The sequence below is a fragment of the Sphingobium sp. RSMS genome (genome assembly GCF_005406185.4).
Taxonomy (GTDB): Bacteria; Pseudomonadota; Alphaproteobacteria; order Sphingomonadales; family Sphingomonadaceae; genus Sphingobium; species Sphingobium fuliginis.
Genome location: NZ_CM191257.1, coordinates 1,261,639 through 1,281,467, shown reverse-complemented (window position 1 = coordinate 1,281,467; position 19,829 = coordinate 1,261,639). Strand labels below are relative to the sequence as shown.

Genomic DNA, 19,829 nt, shown 5'->3' with positions numbered 1-19,829 from the left:
GGGCCGCTCGCCTCGGCCCAAGGACGCGATTTTCCTTTCCGCCCGTCCGCCCGCCCGGCGAAGTCAGGCGGTCGGCCGCTTCTGAAATGATTCATGTCCCCCGACCGCGACATCCTTGGCCTCTATCCGCGCGACCTGCGCGGCGGGCGGGCCTTGTCGCGCCAGCAGGACGAACCGCTCCACCGCATCCCGCGGTCCTTCCACCAGCGCCTCCACGCTGCCGTCCATGCGGTTGCGTACCCAGCCTGTCAGGTTGAGACCCCGGGCCGTTTCGACGGCCCAGTTGCGGTAGAACACGCCCTGCACCCGGCCGAGGATCGTCAGGTGGCGGGCGAGGATGGTCATCAGTGCACCCGCTTGATCCAGGTCTGGCCGTCGCGGCTCTCCACCTTGAAATTATTGATCGAGCGGACAAGGTCGGACAGCCGCTTGAACCCATAGTTGCGCGTGTCGAAACTGGAGCGGTTCCCGGCGAGCTGGCCCACTTCGCTGAGGCGGGCGAAGCCCTGATCGTCGCGTTTGACGGCATTATAGGCGTCGATCAACAGCTTGACGAGATCGGGCGCGACTTCGGGCGCGTCGGGGGAGGCGGGTTCCGCCGCCGACTCCTCCAGTTCGGCGGGCGCCGTTCTTGCGCTGGCGAGCGCCCCGACGTCGATGAAGCGGGTGCAGGCGCTGCGGAAGGCCTGCGGCGTCTTGTCCGTTCCGAAGCCATAGACCGGCAGGCCTTCCTGCCGGATGCGGGTGACGAGCGGCGTGAAATCGCTGTCGCTCGACATCAGGCCGAAGCCGGTGACCCGGCCCGACGCCATCAGGTCCATGGCGTCGATCGTCATCTTCATGTCGGTGGCGTTCTTGCCCCGGGTGAGGTCGAACTGCTGCTGCGTTTCGATGGCCTGCGTCACGGCCTGCCGCGCCCATCCCTTGAGCGCGGGCTTGCTCCAATTGCCATAGGCGCGCCGGATATTGACGGTGCCCAGTTCCGCCAGGACCGTCAGCACCGGGTCGAAATGGTCGGCGGAGACATTGTCGGCATCGATCAGCAGGGCGATATTGCCGCTGGGGATCGGCGCGGTCATCAGGCTTCCAGCGCCGCCGGGCTGAACTGGCCGCTCGCCTCGTCCAGCAGGTGGAGCTGGCCGTCGGCAATGGCGAAGAAGGCGCCGATCAGCCTGATCTCGCCGCTCCGTTCCTTAGTGCGGACGCAGGGGAAGGTGCGCAGATTGGCCAGGCTGACCTTGACGCCTTCCTGCTCCATGGCGCGTTCGGCGTCGCGGCCGTCATCCGCGCCAAAGCGTTGGACCACCTTTTCCCGCGCTTCGTCCAGCAGTTCGATCCAGTTGTGGATGAAGCCGCCCTCGCCGGGAGGCGCGTCTTTCAGCGAATGGCTGAGCGCCGCCTTGCAGCCGCCGCATTTGCCATGGCCCATGACGACGATCTCGCCCACCTTGAGCACCTGGACCGCGAATTCCAGCGCCGCGGAGACGCCGTGGCGGCCGGGATTGGTTTCAAAGGGGGGCACCAGCGCCGCGACATTGCGGACCACGAAGATCTCGCCGGGGCTGGTGTCGAATATCTGTGCGGGATCGACTCGGCTGTCGGAACAGGCGATGACCATGACGCGGGGGCTCTGCCCCTCGCTCAGTTCATCCCATCGCTCCCGCTGCTGGGTCCAACCGGTGTTGCGGAAGCGGCGATAGCCGGCGAGCATATCAGCGAAATCGGTCATGCGCCGGTCTGTGCCGAACAATGATGGGGCTGGCAAGAGCGCTCTCGCATCGCTATCTGGGGCGCATGACCGACATCGTCCCGATCCCCGCGCCCGCCACTCGTCCCGAGCGCGCCCGCAAGCCCGACTGGATTCGCGTGAAGGCGCCGACCAGCCCCGGCTATCACGAGACGCGCAAGCTGATGCGGACCAAGGGGCTGGCGACGGTGTGCGAGGAGGCGGCCTGCCCGAACATCGGGGAGTGCTGGACCAAGAAGCATGCGACCGTGATGATCCTGGGCGATGTCTGTACGCGGGCCTGCGCCTTCTGCAACGTCAAGACCGGCATGCCGCGCAAGGTCGATCCCAACGAGCCGCAGAATCTGGCCGATGCCTGCGCGGAAATGGGGCTGGAGCATATCGTCATCACCTCCGTCGACCGCGACGACCTGCCCGATGGCGGCGCGTCGCAGTTCGTGAAGGTGATCGAGGCGCTGCGCCGCACGACCCCGGACACGACCATCGAAATCCTGACGCCGGACTTCCGCAACAAGCATGAACGCGCCGTCGAGATGATCGTCGCGGCGCGACCGGACGTCTATAACCATAATCTGGAGACGGTGCCGCGCCTCTATCCGACCATTCGCCCGGGCGCGCGCTATTATGCGTCGCTGCGGCTGCTGGAGACGGTGAAGAAGCTCGATCCGTCGATCTTCACCAAGTCGGGCATCATGCTGGGTCTGGGGGAGGAGCGGCTGGAGGTCCATCAGGTGATGGACGACATGCGCTCCGCCGACATCGACTTCCTGACCATGGGGCAATATCTCCAGCCGACGCCCAAGCACGCCAAGGTGATGGAGTTCGTCACTCCGGCGGCGTTCAACGCCTATGCGGCGATTGCGCGGGCCAAGGGCTTCCTGCAGGTGGCGTCGAGCCCGCTGACCCGCTCGAGCTATCATGCGGGCAAGGATTTCGCGGAAATGCGCGCGGCCCGCGAGGCGCAACTGGCGAAGGCCGGCCAATAAGCCGATGCCAAAGCATAACGAAACGAGGCCGCTTCCCTATACGCCCGAACAGATGTTCGACCTGGTGGCGAATGTGGAGGCCTATCCCGAATTCCTGCCCTGGGTCAGCGCGATCCGGGTGCGGTCCGACAGCGATTCGGAAATGGTCGCGGACATGATCGTCGGGTTCAAGGGGATCAAGGAGAGCTTCACGTCCCGCGTGCACAAGCATAGGCCGGATCATGTGCGGGTCGATTATCTGGATGGGCCCTTGAAGCATCTCCACAATGAATGGAGCTTTCGCGACGACGGCAAGGGCGGCGTTCTGGTGGATTTCGAGGTCGAGTTCGAATTCAAGAGCAAGCTGTTCGAGATGCTGGCCGGCCAGGTGTTCGACAAGGCGCTGCGCAAGATGATCGGCGCGTTCGAAACCCGCGCGGCGGAGCTTTATGGCGCGGGCGAGTCGGGCAGCAGCAGTTCGAGCGCGCACAGCGCCGCCTGAAGGCGGACGCCGCCCCGGCCCGTATCCCCGAAATAATGCATGTCGGCCACGATCTTGTCGGGGCTGGCGCCGCGTTCGGCGCGGGCGAAGACGACGGTGCCGACAGGTTTCTGCTCCGATCCGCCGCCGGGGCCGGCTATGCCGGTGATGGCGACGGCGACATTGGCGTGGCTCTTGTTCAGCGCGCCCTGCGCCATGGCCCAGGCGGTGGCGATGGAAACCGCGCCGAAGGTTTCGATGACATCCTGCGATACTTTGAGAAGCTCGCTCTTCATGTCATTGGAATAGGTGACGAAACCAGCTTCGAACACTTCGGACGATCCGGCGATTTCGGTCAGTGCGGCGGAGACAAGGCCGCCGGTGCAGCTTTCCGCCACGGCGATGGTGCGGCCGGCGCGACGGTTGGCGGCGACGACGCGCTCGGCCAGTTCGACAAGCGACGCGGGAAGGATGCTATCGGGCATGGCGATCAGATTAGCGCGGGGAGGGAGAGCGTGGCAACAGCCTGTGCGGCAATACCCTCCCGCCGACCGGCGAAGCCCAGCCGTTCGGTGGTGGTCGCCTTTATGCTGACCCGGTCGGGAGGAAGGTGCAGGATTTCCGCGATCCGGGCGCGCATGGCGTCCCTGTGCGGACCGATTTTCGGCGCCTCGCAGATCAGCGTCAGGTCGACATGCTCGATAAAGCCGTCCCGTTTTGCGACGCGCTCCGCCGCATATTCCAGGAAACGGGAGGAGGCGACTCCCCGCCATTGCTGGTCGGAGGGCGGGAAATGGCTGCCGATGTCGCCCTCCGCCAGTGCGCCCAGCAGCGCATCCACCAGCGCGTGGATCGCCACGTCCGCGTCGCTGTGCCCAGCGAGGCCCCGGTCGTGCGGAACGCGGACCCCGCAGAGCCAGAGCTCCTCATCGGGGGCTAGCCGGTGGACGTCATAACCCATGCCGGTCCGGACGCTGCGGGCAGCGCCCAGCCGAGCTTCGGCGCGGAGGAAATCCTCGGCATAGGTCAATTTTTCCAGCCTTTCATCGCCAGCGACCAGTGTGACGTCATGGCCCGAATGCCGCAATATCTGGGCATCGTCGGTTGCTTCCCGATTGCCGTCCCAGCTTCTGTGCGCGGCCAGCAGGGCATCGAAGCGGAAGGCCTGCGGCGTCTGGACCCGGAACAGGCCATCGCGGTCGACGACGTCCCCGGCCTTGTCATGGTCGCTCTTGTCATGTTCGCTTCTGACCAATGTGTCTGCGACCGGTAAGGCGGGAATGGCGCCGGGCGCACCCTCCAGCGCGGCGAGCAGCCGGTCAATCACCGTCGCGGGGAGAAAGGGACGGGCAGCGTCGTGCACCAATATGCGCGCCGCGCCGCCAGCGGACGCTATATGCTCAAGACCGGCGCGGACGGACCCGCGGCGGCTGTCGGCGCCTTGAACGATGGCGGAGACGGTGCAGCTTTCCAGTGCGGCGCGTGCATCCTCCTCCTGCCCCGCGCCGACGACCAGGACAACAGAACCGATGGCGGGATGTCCGGCCAGCGCGTCGACGGCGTGGGCGAGGACCGGCTTGCCGCCGATGCGCCGGAATTGCTTGGGAATGTCGCCGCCCGCGCGGCTGCCCTGACCTGCTGCGACCAGCAAAGCGACGGTTCTGTCTGTCATGGCCGCGCCTGTATCGCAGTGCCGGGCCAACCGCCAGCCCCGCCTCGCTTGCCGATGATGCGGATTTCCGCTAAGGGCTGCCTGTTTTTTAGGCAGTGTTGGAATGATGCAGAGGCTTTCCCCGATTTCCATAGGTCCGGTGACGATTGACATGCCGGTCGTGCTGGCGCCGATGACGGGCGTGACGGACATGCCGTTCCGGACACTGGTCCGCCGCTATGGCTCCGGCCTCAACGTGACCGAGATGATCGCCACGGCGGCGATGATTCGCGAGACGCGCCAGTCGCTGCAGAAGGCGGCCTGGCATCCGCTGGAGGAGCCCGTATCGATGCAGTTGGCCGGCTGTTCGCCCACGGAAATGGCGGAGGCTGCCAAGCTGAACGCGGATCGCGGCGCGGCGATCATCGACATCAACATGGGCTGCCCGGTTAAAAAGGTCGTGAATGGCGATGCGGGCAGCGCGTTGATGCGCGACCTGCCGCTGGCCGCTTCGCTGATCGAAGCGACGGTGAAGGCCGTCGATGTGCCCGTCACGGTCAAGATGCGCATGGGTTGGGATCATGCCAGCCTGAACGCGCCCGAACTGGCCCGGATCGCGGAGGATCTGGGCGCGAAGCTGATCACCGTTCATGGCCGCACGCGCTGCCAGATGTACAAGGGGTCGGCCGACTGGGCCTTCGTGCGCAGCGTGAAGGATGCGGTGTCGCTGCCCGTCATCGTCAACGGCGACATCTGCTCCATCGACGATGCCGAGACGGCGCTGAAGCAGAGCGGCGCCGACGGCGTGATGATCGGGCGGGGCGCCTATGGGCGGCCCTGGCTGATCGGGCAGGTGATGCACTGGTTCCGCACGGGGGAACGGCTGGCCGATCCTGCGCTGGAGGAACAATATCGCGTGATTACGGAACATTATCGCGCGATGCTGGAGCATTATGACAATCATACCGGCGTCAACATGGCCCGCAAGCATATCGGCTGGTACACCAAGGGGCTGCCGGGTTCGGCCGAGTTCCGCAATGCGGTGAACCAGGAGCCGGACGGCGATGTCGTGCTGGACATGCTGGCGCGCTTCTACGAACCGCTGATCGCCGACGAGGGGCCGGTCGAGACGCGCAAGGCGGCATGACGGCGGCCATGACGACCATCCCGTCGCTTCGACCGCAACAGGATGGGCCTTCGCTTTCCGAACTGATGACGGCGTTGCCGGTCGCGACCCTGGTGGTGCGGCCGGACAACAGCATCGCCGATGCCAATGTCCGCGCCGAAACGCTGCTCAACATGGCGCGATCGGCCATTGTCGGCAGCGACATAGCGCGGACCATCCGCATGGCGGAAATGGGCGCGCGCTTCGACATCTGGCACAGCAACAAGCCGATCGCCGCCTATGACATCCGCGTGCATGCGGGGCGCACGGCGGAAATGGAGGTCGACCTGATGATCGCGCCCATCGTCGATCATGAAGGCTGGCGCGTCGTATCGATCCACACCCAGAGCCAGGCGCGCAAGATCGGCCATCGCGGTACGGCGGGCGGCGCGCGATCGGCCATCGGCGCGGCGGCGATCCTGGCGCATGAGATCAAGAATCCGCTGTCGGGCATCAGGGGCGCGGCCCAGTTGCTGGAATCGGGCAATGACGGACGGGACGCCGCGCTGACGCAACTCATCTGCAATGAGGTGGACAGAATCGCCGCGCTGATCGACCGGATGCAGGACTTCACGACGGACCGGACCCTGGAGTGCCGCAGCGGCAACATCTATCCGCTGATCGACCGGGCGGCGAATATCGCCGCCGCCGGATTCGCAAAGGATATAAGGATCGTAAAGAGTTATGATCCATCCCTGCCATTCGCCAATATCAACGAGGATGCGCTGGTGCAGGTGATGATCAACCTGCTCAAAAATGCCGCCGAGGCGCTGGAGCACAGCAGGAAGCCCCGGATAAGGGTGGAGACGGCGTTTCGCCATGGCGTTTCCGTAGTGGTCGGCAAGGGGAAGGGCAGCGCGGTGCTGCCCATCGAAATCCTGGTGGTCGACAATGGGCCGGGCGTGCCGGAGCATATATTGGATCACCTGTTCAATCCCTTCATCACCGGCAGGCGGGACGGAACGGGGCTGGGGCTGGCGCTGGTGGACAAGCTGGTGCGCGACATGAACGGGTTCGTGCAATATTCGCGCGATCATGAGGCAGGGGAATCGACCTTCCGCATCCTGCTGCCGATGGGAACGGGTTGATGGCGGCGAGATGATGGCGGTGACGGGCTCGATTTTGGTGGTGGACGACGATCCGGCGATCTGCGTGGTCGTGGGGGAAGCGCTGCGGCGGCAGGGATACAGGGTCAAGACGGCTGCATCGATCCGGGAGCGGAGCGCCCTGCTGGAAAGCTTTTCGCCGGACGTCCTGATCACCGACGTCATGCTGCCGGACGGCGACGGGCTGGATGGGGTCGCGGAGATTCTGGAACGGCGCCCGGCGCTCAGCATCATCATCCTGTCGGCGCAGAACACATTGAATACGGCGATCCGCGCCACCGAAAAAGGCGCGTTCGAATATCTGCCCAAGCCCTTCGATCTCAATGAGCTGACGCGGGCCGTGTCGGATGCGCTGGGATCGGGGAAGGGGGCGGACGAGGAAGCGGCCGATGCCGGCCTGCCGCATGACGGATTGCCGCTGGTGGGTCGTTCCCCGGCGATGCAGGAGGTGTATCGGACCATCGCCCGGGTCCTGTCGAACGACCTCAGCATATTGGTGCTGGGCGAATCCGGGACCGGCAAGGAACTGGTGGCAGAGGCGATCCATAGCCTGGGGCAGAGGCGGACCAAGCCGTTCGTGCCGATCAACATGGCCGCCATCCCCCGCGAACTGATCGAGGCGGAACTGTTCGGTTATGAAAAAGGGGCCTTCACCGGCGCCCATGCCCGCACCGCAGGCAAGTTCGAGCAGGCGCAGGGCGGCACGCTGTTCCTGGACGAGATCGGGGACATGCCGATGGAAGCGCAGACGCGGCTGCTGCGCGTCCTTCAGTCCGGAGAGGTCACGACCGTCGGCGGCTCCAAATCGGTCAAGGTGAATGTCCGCATCATCGCGGCCACCAACAAGGATCTGCCCAGGCTGATCGAGGAGAACCGCTTCCGGCAGGACCTCTATTACCGGTTGAACGTGGTCCCCATCGCGCTTCCGGCGCTGCGTGAGCGGCGGGAGGACGTGATCCTGCTCGCCCGGCATTTCCTGGACCGCGCGGCGCAGGAGGGGCTGCCGCGCAAGTCGCTGTCCGACGATGCGGCGCAATTGCTGATGGCCTATCACTGGCCCGGCAATGTGCGCGAACTGCAGAATCTGATGCAGCGGCTGGCGGTTCTGAGCCGTGAGAACATGATCACCGCCGACATGCTGCGCAACAGCCTGCCGCTGGAAGCCGTGCCCGCCGATTATGCCGCCCCCGGCGACCTGCTGGGCCAGGCGGTGCGGGAATGGGCGAAGCGGCAACTGGGCATCGGCCTGACCCAGCCGAACCGCAGCCTGCATGACGACCTGCTGGCGGTGGTGGAGCCGATCCTGTTCCAGGAGACGCTGGCCAGCGTCGACGGAAACCAGATACGCGCCGCGGGACTGTTGGGCATCAACCGCAACACGCTGCGCAAGAAGCTGACCGACTATGGGCTCGATCCCTTGCAGCTTCGGATCGGCGATTAGAATATTCGGCGGGGAAGATCGGCCAAGCCGATGCGTTCGGATCGACCGTTCCGGGCGGCGGCGACGAACCGACCGCTCTTTTCGACCGGAAGCGCCATGCCCATCAATTACTGTGTTTGATCGGGCACATTAATGTTGTAACCAAGCCACTATGGAAGGCGCAGTGACTCTGCCGGCGCGGGGCCGGGCATGGAAAAGGCATTTCCCCCTTTTCCTGCGCCGCCGCCTTGCCGCGGTGGTGGAGGCGGTGACGCTTGTCCTGTTCCTGGGCATGGCGGGCATCACCTATTTCCTGCTGACGGGACAGGGGCAATCCTACACATTGCTGACCCCGCCCATCGTGGCGTTGCTGCTGGTCGCCAATCTGGTGCCGGCGATTGCGCTGCTGGTGCTGCTGGGACGGCGGGTGGCGAAGCGGCGCGCGGCCCAGTCCGCCATAGGGAGCGACGGGCAGTTGCACGTCCGTCTGGTGGCGATATTCTCCATCGTCGCCAGCGTGCCCATGCTGCTGGTGGTGATCTTCGCCTCCCTGCTGTTCCAATATGGCGTGCAGTTCTGGTTTTCCGACAGCGCGCGGGGCATGCTGCAAAATGCGAGCGACCTGGCGCGGGGCTATTATGAGCAGAACCTGCGCGACGTGCGTGACGAAACCGTCACCATGGCGAGCGACCTGCGCGATTATCTGAGCCAGTCGAAAGTCTCCAGCCCGCGCTTTGCCGAAGGTTATATCTATCAGGTCGTCACGCGGAAGCTGAACCGTTCCGCGATCATCGAGATCGGCAAGGACGGCGTGGCGCGCACGGCGGCGACGGTCGATCCGGAAAGCCGGCCGGCGTCGGAGATGCTGACGCCCGACGTGGTGAAGCGGCTGGAAGCCGGCGAGGATGTGGTGGTCGCCGCCAAGCCCAACCAGATCGAGGCGGTGACGCTGCTCTATCCCAACGCGAAAATCTATCTCTACGCCACCCGCGATTCCGGTTCGACGGCGTTCAGCAATGTCGAGCGGGCGCAGAAGGTGTTGTCGGATTACGACATTTTCGCCGCACAGTCCCGCGCCTTGCAGTTGCGCTTCAACATATTGCTGTTCGTGGGATCGCTGCTGCTGGTGGGCGTGGCGGTCTATATCGCGCTGAAGGTCGCCGACTGGATGGTGCGGCCCGTGAACGAACTGGTCATGGCTGCCCGGCGGATCACGGCGGGCGACCTGTCGGCCCGCGTGACCAGCCCCCAGGCGCGGGATGAGATCGGCACATTGGCCGCCGCGTTCAACCGGATGACGCAGAGGCTGGAAGCGCAGACCGGCGCGCTGGTCGCGGCGAACAGCCAGCTCGATGAACGCCGCGCCTTCATCGAGGCGATCCTGTCGGGCGTGTCGGCCGGCGTGCTGTCGGTGGACCGCGACGGCATCATCCTGCTGCTCAACAGTTCGGCGGCCGCCATATTGGTGCGGGAGGGGGACGATCCGGTGGGCTGTCCGCTGACTGAAGTGTCGCCCGAACTGGCGGCGCTGATCGCTTCGGAGGAGGATGCGGGCATCGTCCAGATCCGCGCCCATGGCGACGTGCGGACGCTGGCGGTCAAGGTTTCGGAGGATGCGTCGCGCCACATCCTGACCTTCGACGACATCACGCAGCAGCTTTCCGACCAGCGGCGGGCGGCATGGTCCGACGTGGCGCGGCGGATCGCGCATGAGATCAAGAACCCGCTGACCCCGATCCAGCTTGCCGCCGAGCGGCTGCAACGCCGCTATGCCGAGGAGGTGACGAGCGACAAGGCCACCTTTACGCGCCTGACGGGCACCATCGTGCGGCAGGTGGGCGACCTGCGGCGGATCGTCGACGAATTCTCCTCCTTCGCGCGCATGCCCAAGCCGGTGTTCCGGCGCGAGCGGATCGACGACATCGCCCGCCACGCGCTGTTCCTGCACGAAGTCGCCCATCCCGATATTCGCTTCGAATATCATTCGATGGATGGCGATGCGGAAATGGTCTGCGACCGCCGGCAATTGGGTCAGGCACTCACCAACATCGTCAAGAACGCCGTCGAGGCGATCGAGCCCAAGCCCGCCGCGGAAGGCGACCATTGGCGCGGGCAGGTGTCCATGACGGTGGAGCATGACGGCGGCAACCTGCTGATCGCGGTGCAGGACAATGGCATCGGCCTGCCGCCGGAACGGGAACGCATATTGGAGCCTTATATGACCACCCGGACCAAGGGCACGGGCCTGGGCCTCGCCATCGTGAAGAAGATTGTCGAGGAGCATATGGGCGAAATCCGCTTCGACGACGCCGATGGCGGGGGGGCGCGCGTGACGTTGCGCTTCCCGGTGGCGGCGCTCGAGAAATTGGAAGAGGGGCAGGTCATCGCCTTGCCCCATGGAAAAACGACTGGAAAAGTGACAGCCAATGGCGCTTGATATTCTGATAGTCGACGATGAGGAGGACATTCGCGATCTGGTCGCGGGCGTCCTGGAGGATGAGGGCTTCACCACCCGCACCGCCGCCAACAGCGACAGCGCGATCGAGGCGCTGGACGCCCGGCGGCCTTCGCTGGTGTTGCTGGACGTGTGGTTGCAGGGATCGAAGCTGGACGGGCTGGAACTGCTGGACGAGATCAAGCGGCGGGATGCGACCATTCCGGTGCTCATGATCTCCGGCCATGGCAATATCGATACCGCCGTGGCCGCCATCCGGAAGGGAGCGGCGGACTTCATCGAAAAGCCGTTCGAGGCGGACCGGCTGCTGCATCTGGTTTCCAGGGCGACCGAGACGGAGCGGCTGCGGCGCGAAAATCAGGTGCTGCGCGCCCGTTTCGGGCAGGATGACGAACTGACCGGCACTTCGGCGGCGATCAATGCCGTCCGCGCCACGATCAAGAAGGTGGCGGGGACGGGCAGCCGGGTGCTGATTTCCGGGCCGGCGGGCGTCGGCAAGGAAGTCGCCGCGCGCATGCTGCATAGCTGGAGCGGGCGGGCGGACGCGCCCTTCATCATCGTCGCCGCCGCGCGGATGGACCCGGATCGTGTCGAGGAAGAGCTGTTCGGCGTCGAGGACCCGAGCGGGCTGGTGCGTCCCGGCTATCTGGAGCAGGCGCATGGCGGCACGCTCTATCTCGACGAAATCGCGGACATGCCGCTTACGACGCAGGCGAAGATCCTGCGCGTGCTGACGGATCAGAGCTTCACCCGCGTCGGCGGGCAGCGGCAGGTAAAGGTGGATGTCCGCGTCATTTCCTCGACCGCGCTCAACCTGGCGACGGAGATCGAGGAGCGGCGTTTCCGCGAGGACCTATTCTACCGGCTCAACGTCGTGCCCCTCATCATCCCGCCGCTGGCCGAGCGCCGGGATGACATTCCACCGCTGGTCGAACATTATCTCGCCCGTTTCGCGGCGGAGCGCCGGGTGCCGCCGCCGGAGATCGCCAGTGACGCTATGGCCGCCTTGCAGGCCAATGAATGGCCGGGCAACGTCCGTCAGCTTCGCAACGTCATCGAGCGGACGATGATCCTGGCGCCGGGCGAGCGGATCGGGCGGATCGAGTTGGACATGCTGCCGGCCGAACTGACGAGCAACGGCGGTTCGGAGGGGATGGGGCAGTCAGCGATCATGGGCGCGCCGCTCCGCGAGGCGCGGGAAAGCTTTGAGCGGGAATATCTGCGCATCCAGATCCGCCGCTTTTCGGGCAATATTTCCCGTACCGCCACCTTCATCGGCATGGAGCGTTCGGCCCTGCACCGGAAGTTGAAGCTGCTGGGAATTACGGATGGCAAGGATGGTTGAGGTAAACTGAACGATCTTCAGCCAAACAGGGCATGGACGGCCCTTCGCAATTGCGGTAGGCTTGCCTCGCTTCCGACAGGCGGGGGCGGGCAAGACACTCTGCTTAAGGGTGCGAGAGCGGGTAACGTCCCGCCAATAAAGGACTGGTGAAGACCATGGCCGACAAAGTGAACAACCTTCAAGACATCTTCCTGAACAGCCTGCGCAAGAGCAAGACGCCCGTGACCATGTTCCTGGTCAAGGGTGTGAAGCTGCAGGGCATCATCACCTGGTTCGACAATTTTTCCGTGCTGCTGCGGCGGGACGGACAGTCGCAGCTGGTGTACAAGCATGCGATTTCGACCGTCATGCCCGCGCAATCCATGGATCTGACCGAATTGCGGAAGGCCAGCGACGGCAATGGCAAGTCGAAGCTGCTCCAGGAAATCTTCCTGAGCGCGGTGCGCAAGTCCGGCAGCCCGGTGACGATGTTCCTGGTGAACGGCGTCATGTTGCAGGGCGAAATCGCCGCCTTCGACCTCTTCTGCATGCTGCTGGAGCGGGACGGCATGGTCCAGCTTGTCTACAAGCATGCGATTTCCACCGTGCAGCCGCTGCACGCGCTGGACCTCACCGGCGAGGGTGAGGGCGAGGATTGAACGCTTTTTCTTGTCCCCGCCCGGTTTCCGATGAAGCCGGCGGGGGCCGGAAGCGTTAAGCCACCATGGCTGTCTTCAACCGAGATTCCGATGACGAGGTGTCGCGCGGCGCGCGCGCCATTGTCGTGCGCGCCGATGTCCATGGTCCGGAACGTCGCGACAGCGATGCGCGGCTGGAGGAGGCGAGGGGCCTTGCCCTTGCCATCGGCATCGACGTGCGCGCGGCGCAGGCCTTCCGCGTGCGCGACCGCAAGCCCGCAACCCTGTTCGGCAGCGGTCAGGTGGACCAGATCGCGACGCTGGCGCGGGCCGAAGAGGCGGAACTGGTCATCGTCGACAATGCGCTCAGCCCCGTGCAGCAGAGCAATCTGGAAAAGGCGACCGAAACCAAGGTCATCGACCGGACCGGCCTGATCCTGGAGATATTCGGTGAGCGCGCCGCGACCAATGAGGGGCGCCTGCAGGTCGAACTGGCGCATCTGGATTACCAGGCTGGGCGGCTGGTGCGAAGCTGGACCCACCTTGAGCGGCAGCGCGGCGGCTTCGGTTTCCTGGGCGGTCCCGGCGAAACGCAGATCGAGGCTGACCGGCGGATGATCCGCGACCGGATGGCGAAGATCAGGCGGGAGCTGGATCAGGTGACGAAGACGCGCGGCCTGCACCGGGCGCGGCGGCAGCGGGCACCCTGGCCGGTGATCGCGCTGGTGGGCTATACCAATGCGGGCAAGTCCACGCTGTTCAACCGGCTGACCGGGGCTGACGTCATGGCGGAGGATTTGCTGTTCGCGACGCTCGATCCCACGATGCGGCAGATCGCCTTGCCGGGACTGGACAAGGCCATTCTTTCCGACACCGTCGGGTTCGTTTCGGACCTGCCGACGCAGTTGATCGCGGCGTTCCGCGCGACGTTGGAGGAAGTGCTGTCGGCCGATCTGATCGTCCACGTCCGCGACATAGCGCATCCCGACAGCGACGCCCAGCGCGACGACGTCATGGACGTGCTGGGCGAGCTTGGCGTCGCGGGGGAAGGGGCTCTGGAAGCGGACGAGGGCGATGAACCGCCGCCGATCATCGAAGCGTGGAACAAGCTGGACCTGCTGGACGAGGATGCGGCGACGCTGGCGCGGGAGACGGCGGCGCGGCGGAACGATGTGGTGATCCTGTCCGCCCTGACCGGCGAAGGAGTCGATGACCTCCAGCGCGCGATCAGCACCCGGTTGACCGCCGGGGCGCAGGTCCATCACTTGCATGTGCCGCTGGCGGACGGTGCGGCGATGGCATGGCTGCACGAACATGGCGAGGTGATCGGCAGCAGGGCGGAGGGCGAGGATATGCTGGTGGATGTCCGGCTGTCCGATTCCGCGCTGGCGCGGTTCCTCAAGCGCCGGGGAAATTAACCTTACTGGACGAAATGCTGGAACCGGGTTCCGGCCTGTCCAGGACCATCTCGCCTATCAGGCCTGTCGCAACTGCCGCTTCGCCTGTTGCCACAGGCCTTCCTTCTCATCGAGCGGGAGCGTGGGGAAATCCTCGCCGGCCAGTCCCTCCATGATGCGGAAACGCTTGTCGAACTTGCCATTGGCGGCGCGCAGGGCGACTTCCGGATCGACTTTCAGATGACGGGCGAGGTTGACCACCGCAAAGAGAAGGTCGCCCACTTCCTCCTCCCGTTCGGCCTGGGTAGTCGCCGCCTGCACCTCGTCCAATTCTTCTTCGATCTTGTCGATGACGCCGCCGATGTCGGGCCAGTCGAACCCCGTGCGGGCTGCGCGTTTCTGAAGCTTTTCGGCGCGGAGCAGGGCAGGCAGCGCAATGGCGACACCTGCCAGCGCGCTTGGATCGGGTTCCTTCTCGGCGCGCTCGGCGGCCTTGATGGCTTCCCATTGGGCATGGCCATCCGTGCGCCCGGTTCCTTCGCCAAAGACGTGGGGATGACGGCGGATCATTTTTTCCGTGATGCCGTCGATGACCTCCTGCAATGTGAAATGGCCGGCCTGCTCCGCCATGCGGCTATGGAAGGCGACCTGCAGCAGCAGATCGCCAAGTTCGTCCCGCAGGGCGGCCATATCGTCGCGCTCTATGGCGTCGGCGACTTCATAGGCTTCCTCGATCGTATAGGGCGCGATGCTGGCGAAGTCCTGTTCGACATCCCAGGGGCAACCGGTGTCAGGATCGCGCAGCCGTGCCATGACTTTGGCGAGCGGCATGATGTCGGCGGGACTCGCCTTGCTGTTGGATGACATGCAGGACTCTGGATCAAGTGGGTGGGATTGAAAGGATGATAGGGTACCGGATGGGCCAAGGCCAGCTTTCGGCAATGAATATCTGTTCCTGCTACTTAGAGAAGTCACAATCTCTGCCAAATAGAAATGACACTCTTTCGATCAGCAGGGGCTGCGTGGAGCCCTCGAGATAGCGCAGCGCAGACCCTGCTGGAAGCGCGACTTAGATGGGGAAGGGCATGGACCCGCTGCGCACGCAGCGGGCTCGGTCAGCGCGGCCTTAGCGCGCTTTCACAAATTCCAGCGTGCCGCGCGCCCGTAACTCCGCCTGGCTGAGACGGGGACGACGTTTGAGCTTGGCTCCGCCCAACCTGCGTCCATCGATCTTCACCGGCACCTCCGGTTCGGGGAACAGATGCGTGGGCTGGTCATGCCGGGCGGGAGCATTGTTGTTCCGTTGCCGGTGATGCGGTGCGATCGCTTGGATCTCCTTCGCCAGCAGCAGCGCCGCATCGAGATGGCGGTTCTCCACGATCGTCGGCTGCCTCACCTGCCGCATCTTGTCGAAATGCCGGTAGGGGAGGATATGCCCCTCATGCTGGATCTCCAGCCGGCCATCGGGATATTCACACACCATCACCCGCTTGCGCACCAGTTTCCGGGCGATCTCGGTCGGTTCCAAGATGAACATCGCCTTGTTGTAATGCAATGTCAGCGCCGAGGTAACGCTGCGCTGTTCCCGCCACACCATGATCGCGCGCAGATCGTCATGCGGGGCGAGCGGGCGGTGGAGATCCCGACTGTCAAAAGCGGGGCGGGCAAACCGCGCATTATGCCGAACCATATAGCCTGGCAGGAAGGCATTCGCGCCTTCGATCGACGATATGCCCTCCAGGCGCATTGCCTTGACCAGCCGATCTTGCAACGTGCCGTTGGCCCGTTCGACCCGGCCCTTGGCCTGCGGTGAGTTGGCGCAGATGATCTCGATGTTCAGCGCATCAAGCGCGCGGCCGAAATGCGTCATGCCGTCGCCGCGCGCCGCGCTGGCGCGGGAATTGCGGAAGACGCTGTGCTGATCGGAGTAGAAAGCCACCGGCTTGCCGTGCCGCTCAATATAGGCCCGGGTCGCTTCCATGTAGGAAAAGGTGCTCTCGCTCTCGACCATCTGGAGATGCATCAACTCACTGGTTGCATCGTCGATATAGACGAGCAGGGTGCATTGCGGGCCGCGATCCTCGAACCACCAATGCTTCGAACCGTCGATCTGGACCAGTTCGCCGCGGCAATCCCGGCGGTAACGCGGCTGATACGGGCGCGGACGACGCGCTGCACGATCCTTCCACAGACCAGCCTCGATCATCAGCTTGCGCAGCGTCTCGCGGGAAATGTGCACATCATGGCGCTCCGCCAGATACTCAGCCGCCAGCGTCGGCCCAAAATCATGATAATGCTCTCGGACCAACGCAATCGCATGGTCGCGAAAGCCATCGCCAAGCCAACGGTTGCTACGGCGCCCGCGACGACGCGAAACCAGGCCTGGCGCACCGTCTGCACGCATGCGTATCAGCAACCGATAAACCTGCCGCCGGGACAAGCCGAGTAGCGTCGCTGCATCCTCGGCTCGCAACTCGCGACGTTCAACCCGTAGCAGCGTATCGAAGCGTGTAAGCTCGCCATGGCTCATGGACACCACCATCATCCGCGCACTCCCTGCATCCAGGGAGCACCATGCCACCAGTGACATCTCTATTTTGCAGAGGGTGACATTTCTATCCGGCGCTGGCGGTTTCCATTTGAAGCGCGACACCCGAGGTGATGCGTAGCATTTCATCCGGGGTGGGGCGAGCCCCACCCCGGATGGCAAAATTTATCCGGCCTTGAGGAGGGCGATCTGTTCTCCCAGGACCTCGTGCGGGGTGCGATAGCCCAGGCACTTGCGGGGTGTGCTGTTGAGGCGATCGGCGACGGCCTGGATCTCTTTGTCCGACAGGAGCGCAATGTCGGTGTTGGAGGGCAGGAAGCGCCGTATTCGGCCATTGCAATTTTCCACGCCGCCTTTCTGCCAGGGCGCGGACGGTAAGCAGAAATAACTGGTGACGCCGAGCCTGTTTCGCAGTGTCGCAAAAGCCGCAAATTCCGTGCCGCGATCAAAGGTGATGCTACGCCGGAGGGAAGGGGGGATGCCGCGCAAATGCCGATCGATCCCGGCCATGACACCGGCAGAATGTCGGCTCGGATTACGCGCGAGGAAGGTGAAGCGGCTGCAGCGTTCGACCAGCGAGGTGAGGTTGGCTTTGCCATATTCTCTCCGGAAGATCAGGAGATCGCCTTCCCAATGTCCGAAGCTGCTGCGATCCGCAATTTCCTGCGGACGTGCGCCGATCGTATTGGCCACAGGAATATGGAGACCGCGTGGCTTACGAGCGTAGCGCTGCCGTCGAGAACGGCGGGCAACGGGAAGATGGCGCCACAGCTTCTGGTGGCGTCCATCAGGTCCATAGACATATTGGTAAATGGTCTCGTGGCACACCGCCTCCCGGTTGCCCCGATGACGCCGCAGGTAACCCGCAATCTGTTCTGGCGACCAGGCGGCCGACAAGCGATCAGCGATATAAGCGGCGAGTTCCGGTTGGCGAGCGATCTTCCCGCCACGAACTCGACGCCCGCGCGCCATGGTCTGTGCGACAGTCGGAAAATAGCCGCGAAACAGCGGATTCTCATCCAGATGGCGGTTGCGCTTGAGCTCTCGATAAATCGTCGAAGGATGCCGACACAGCGCGTCAGCAATTTGCTGTGCTGACCGTCCGGTTGCTGCCAATCGATAAATGTCGCGCCGCTCGTCCAAACCCAGATGCTGATAGCCGTTCATTGCGTGCCTTCCTGGAAAAGGGATCAAACCCTTATAAAACCTAGGATTTCGCACTTCGAAATAGAATCCACCCGCTTACAGGCTCTGTTCCTGCCGGTTAGAGAAGTCACAATCTCTGCCATTTAGAAATGACACCCTTTGAGGGCAGCAGGGGCTGCGTGGAGCCCTCGGGATAGCGCAGCGCAGACCCTGCTGGTGGCGTGACAGTGGTGGGGAAGGGCATGGACCCGCTGCGCAGGCAGCGGGCCCGGTCAACGCCGGTCGGACAGTCTTTAACGGGCCTTCACAAATTCCAGCGTGCCGCGCGCCCGTAACTCCGCCTGGCTGAGACGGGGACGACGTTTGAGCTTGGCTCCGCCCAACCTGCGTCCATCGATCTTCACCGGCACCTCCGGTTCGGGGAACAGATGCGTGGGCTGGTCATGCCGGGCGGGAGCATTGTTGTTCCGTTGCCGGTGATGCGGTGCGATCGCTTGGATCTCCTTCGCCAGCAGCAGCGCCGCATCGAGATGGCGGTTCTCCACGATCGTCGGCTGCCTCACCTGCCGCATCTTGTCGAAATGCCGGTAGGGGAGGATATGCCCCTCATGCTGGATCTCCAGCCGGCCATCGGGATATTCACACACCATCACCCGCTTGCGCACCAGTTTCCGGGCGATCTCGGTCGGTTCCAAGATGAACATCGCCTTGTTGTAATGCAATGTCAGCGCCGAGGTAACGCTGCGCTGTTCCCGCCACACCATGATCGCGCGCAGATCGTCATGCGGGGCGAGCGGGCGGTGGAGATCCCGACTGTCAAAAGCGGGGCGGGCAAACCGCGCATTATGCCGAACCATATAGCCTGGCAGGAAGGCATTCGCGCCTTCGATCGACGATATGCCCTCCAGGCGCATTGCCTTGACCAGCCGATCTTGCAACGTGCCGTTGGCCCGTTCGACCCGGCCCTTGGCCTGCGGTGAGTTGGCGCAGATGATCTCGATGTTCAGCGCATCAAGCGCGCGGCCGAAATGCGTCATGCCGTCGCCGCGCGCCGCGCTGGCGCGGGAATTGCGGAAGACGCTGTGCTGATCGGAGTAGAAAGCCACCGGCTTGCCGTGCCGCTCAATATAGGCCCGGGTCGCTTCCATGTAGGAAAAGGTGCTCTCGCTCTCGACCATCTGGAGATGCATCAACTCACTGGTTGCATCGTCGATATAGACGAGCAGGGTGCATTGCGGGCCGCGATCCTCGAACCACCAATGCTTCGAACCGTCGATCTGGACCAGTTCGCCGCGGCAATCCCGGCGGTAACGCGGCTGATACGGGCGCGGACGACGCGCTGCACGATCCTTCCACAGACCAGCCTCGATCATCAGCTTGCGCAGCGTCTCGCGGGAAATGTGCACATCATGGCGCTCCGCCAGATACTCAGCCGCCAGCGTCGGCCCAAAATCATGATAATGCTCTCGGACCAACGCAATCGCATGGTCGCGAAAGCCATCGCCAAGCCAACGGTTGCTACGGCGCCCGCGACGACGCGAAACCAGGCCTGGCGCACCGTCTGCACGCATGCGTATCAGCAACCGATAAACCTGCCGCCGGGACAAGCCGAGTAGCGTCGCTGCATCCTCGGCTCGCAACTCGCGACGTTCAACCCGTAGCAGCGTATCGAAGCGTGTAAGCTCGCCATGGCTCATGGATACCACCGTCATCCGCGCACTCCCTGCATCCAGGGAGCACCATGCCACCAGTGACATCTCTAATTTGCAGAGGGTGACATTTCTAA

General features: G+C 64.1%; 18 protein-coding genes. 9 read left to right on the top strand and 9 right to left on the bottom strand.

Annotation, left to right across the window (positions count from 1 at the left end; all coding sequences use genetic code 11):
- Positions 1-63 precede the first annotated feature (63 nt).
- From EGM87_RS05955 to EGM87_RS05945, 3 genes are read right to left on the bottom strand one after another with little or no spacing between them, the layout of a single operon-like run.
- Complete coding sequence (locus tag EGM87_RS05955; protein ID WP_044662338.1) at positions 64-345, bottom strand: acylphosphatase; 282 nt, start codon at positions 343-345, stop codon at positions 64-66.
- Complete coding sequence (locus EGM87_RS05950; protein ID WP_044662337.1) at positions 345-1,079, bottom strand: NYN domain-containing protein; 735 nt, start codon at positions 1,077-1,079, stop codon at positions 345-347. The genes EGM87_RS05955 and EGM87_RS05950 overlap by 1 nt, the downstream gene beginning before the upstream one ends.
- On the bottom strand, positions 1,079-1,729 hold the full coding sequence (locus tag EGM87_RS05945; RefSeq protein ID WP_044662336.1) for a carbonic anhydrase: 651 nt from the start codon (positions 1,727-1,729) through the stop codon (positions 1,079-1,081). Before EGM87_RS05945 ends, EGM87_RS05950 begins: the two co-directional genes overlap by 1 nt.
- A 20-nt stretch (positions 1,730-1,749) precedes the next feature.
- Here EGM87_RS05945 and lipA point away from each other — a divergent pair, with 20 nt between their 5' ends.
- Positions 1,750-2,733, top strand: a complete 984-nt coding sequence (gene lipA, locus EGM87_RS05940) for a lipoyl synthase (RefSeq protein WP_044662335.1) — start codon at positions 1,750-1,752, stop codon at positions 2,731-2,733.
- A gap of 4 nt (positions 2,734-2,737) precedes the next feature.
- Positions 2,738-3,214: a type II toxin-antitoxin system RatA family toxin gene (locus tag EGM87_RS05935; protein WP_025548914.1), complete on the top strand. Its 477-nt coding sequence runs from the start codon at positions 2,738-2,740 to the stop codon at positions 3,212-3,214.
- On the opposite strand, the gene EGM87_RS05930 is transcribed toward EGM87_RS05935, so the two are convergent.
- Positions 3,160-3,678 carry a CinA family protein gene (locus EGM87_RS05930; RefSeq protein ID WP_025548915.1) on the bottom strand — a complete coding sequence of 173 codons (519 nt, stop codon included), beginning with the start codon at positions 3,676-3,678 and terminating at the stop codon, positions 3,160-3,162. The two genes, EGM87_RS05935 and EGM87_RS05930, sit on opposite strands and share 55 nt — an antisense overlap.
- A 5-nt stretch (positions 3,679-3,683) precedes the next feature.
- Positions 3,684-4,865 carry a bifunctional 2-C-methyl-D-erythritol 4-phosphate cytidylyltransferase/2-C-methyl-D-erythritol 2,4-cyclodiphosphate synthase gene (locus tag EGM87_RS05925; protein ID WP_044662334.1) on the bottom strand — a complete coding sequence of 394 codons (1,182 nt, stop codon included), beginning with the start codon at positions 4,863-4,865 and terminating at the stop codon, positions 3,684-3,686.
- A 106-nt stretch (positions 4,866-4,971) separates the two neighbouring features.
- On the opposite strand from EGM87_RS05925, the gene dusB reads away from it, so the two are divergent.
- The 7 genes from dusB to hflX all read left to right on the top strand — a co-directional run bounded on the left by dusB (position 4,972) and on the right by hflX (position 14,370).
- A complete protein-coding gene (gene dusB, locus EGM87_RS05920; RefSeq protein ID WP_044663154.1) occupies positions 4,972-5,991 on the top strand; it encodes a tRNA dihydrouridine synthase DusB in 1,020 nt (339 codons plus the stop codon).
- Positions 5,988-7,097 (top strand): two-component system sensor histidine kinase NtrB, encoded by a 1,110-nt coding sequence (locus EGM87_RS05915; RefSeq protein ID WP_025548920.1) that lies wholly within the window; start codon positions 5,988-5,990, stop codon positions 7,095-7,097. The genes dusB and EGM87_RS05915 overlap by 4 nt, the downstream gene beginning before the upstream one ends.
- 13 nt (positions 7,098-7,110) lie before the next feature.
- The gene (gene ntrC / locus EGM87_RS05910) at positions 7,111-8,556 is read left to right on the top strand and encodes a nitrogen regulation protein NR(I) (RefSeq protein ID WP_044663153.1); all 1,446 of its coding nucleotides are present in this window, start codon (positions 7,111-7,113) and stop codon (positions 8,554-8,556) included.
- A 151-nt stretch (positions 8,557-8,707) separates the two neighbouring features.
- Entirely contained in the window at positions 8,708-10,972 is a 2,265-nt protein-coding gene (locus tag EGM87_RS05905) for a sensor histidine kinase (protein WP_044662333.1), read from the top strand.
- Complete coding sequence (gene ntrX, locus EGM87_RS05900) at positions 10,962-12,335, top strand: nitrogen assimilation response regulator NtrX (protein ID WP_044662332.1); 1,374 nt, start codon at positions 10,962-10,964, stop codon at positions 12,333-12,335. Before EGM87_RS05905 ends, ntrX begins: the two co-directional genes overlap by 11 nt.
- A 155-nt stretch (positions 12,336-12,490) precedes the next feature.
- Positions 12,491-12,973 carry an RNA chaperone Hfq gene (hfq, locus tag EGM87_RS05895; RefSeq protein WP_025548924.1) on the top strand — a complete coding sequence of 161 codons (483 nt, stop codon included), beginning with the start codon at positions 12,491-12,493 and terminating at the stop codon, positions 12,971-12,973.
- Positions 12,974-13,038: 65 nt separating this feature from the next.
- On the top strand, positions 13,039-14,370 hold the full coding sequence (gene hflX, locus EGM87_RS05890; protein ID WP_044662331.1) for a GTPase HflX: 1,332 nt from the start codon (positions 13,039-13,041) through the stop codon (positions 14,368-14,370).
- A 57-nt stretch (positions 14,371-14,427) separates the two neighbouring features.
- Here the strand turns inward: hflX and mazG are convergent, their stop codons facing one another.
- From mazG to EGM87_RS05870, 4 genes are all read right to left on the bottom strand, one after another.
- On the bottom strand, positions 14,428-15,216 hold the full coding sequence (mazG, locus tag EGM87_RS05885; protein WP_044662330.1) for a nucleoside triphosphate pyrophosphohydrolase: 789 nt from the start codon (positions 15,214-15,216) through the stop codon (positions 14,428-14,430).
- A gap of 259 nt (positions 15,217-15,475) precedes the next feature.
- On the bottom strand, positions 15,476-16,894 hold the full coding sequence (locus EGM87_RS05880) for an ISNCY family transposase (RefSeq protein ID WP_103001502.1): 1,419 nt from the start codon (positions 16,892-16,894) through the stop codon (positions 15,476-15,478).
- Positions 16,895-17,062: 168 nt separating this feature from the next.
- A complete protein-coding gene (locus EGM87_RS05875) occupies positions 17,063-18,064 on the bottom strand; it encodes an IS30 family transposase (RefSeq protein WP_061934287.1) in 1,002 nt (333 codons plus the stop codon).
- A 272-nt stretch (positions 18,065-18,336) separates the two neighbouring features.
- Positions 18,337-19,755: an ISNCY family transposase gene (locus EGM87_RS05870; protein ID WP_061934467.1), complete on the bottom strand. Its 1,419-nt coding sequence runs from the start codon at positions 19,753-19,755 to the stop codon at positions 18,337-18,339.
- Between the last annotated feature and the right edge of the window lie 74 nt (positions 19,756-19,829).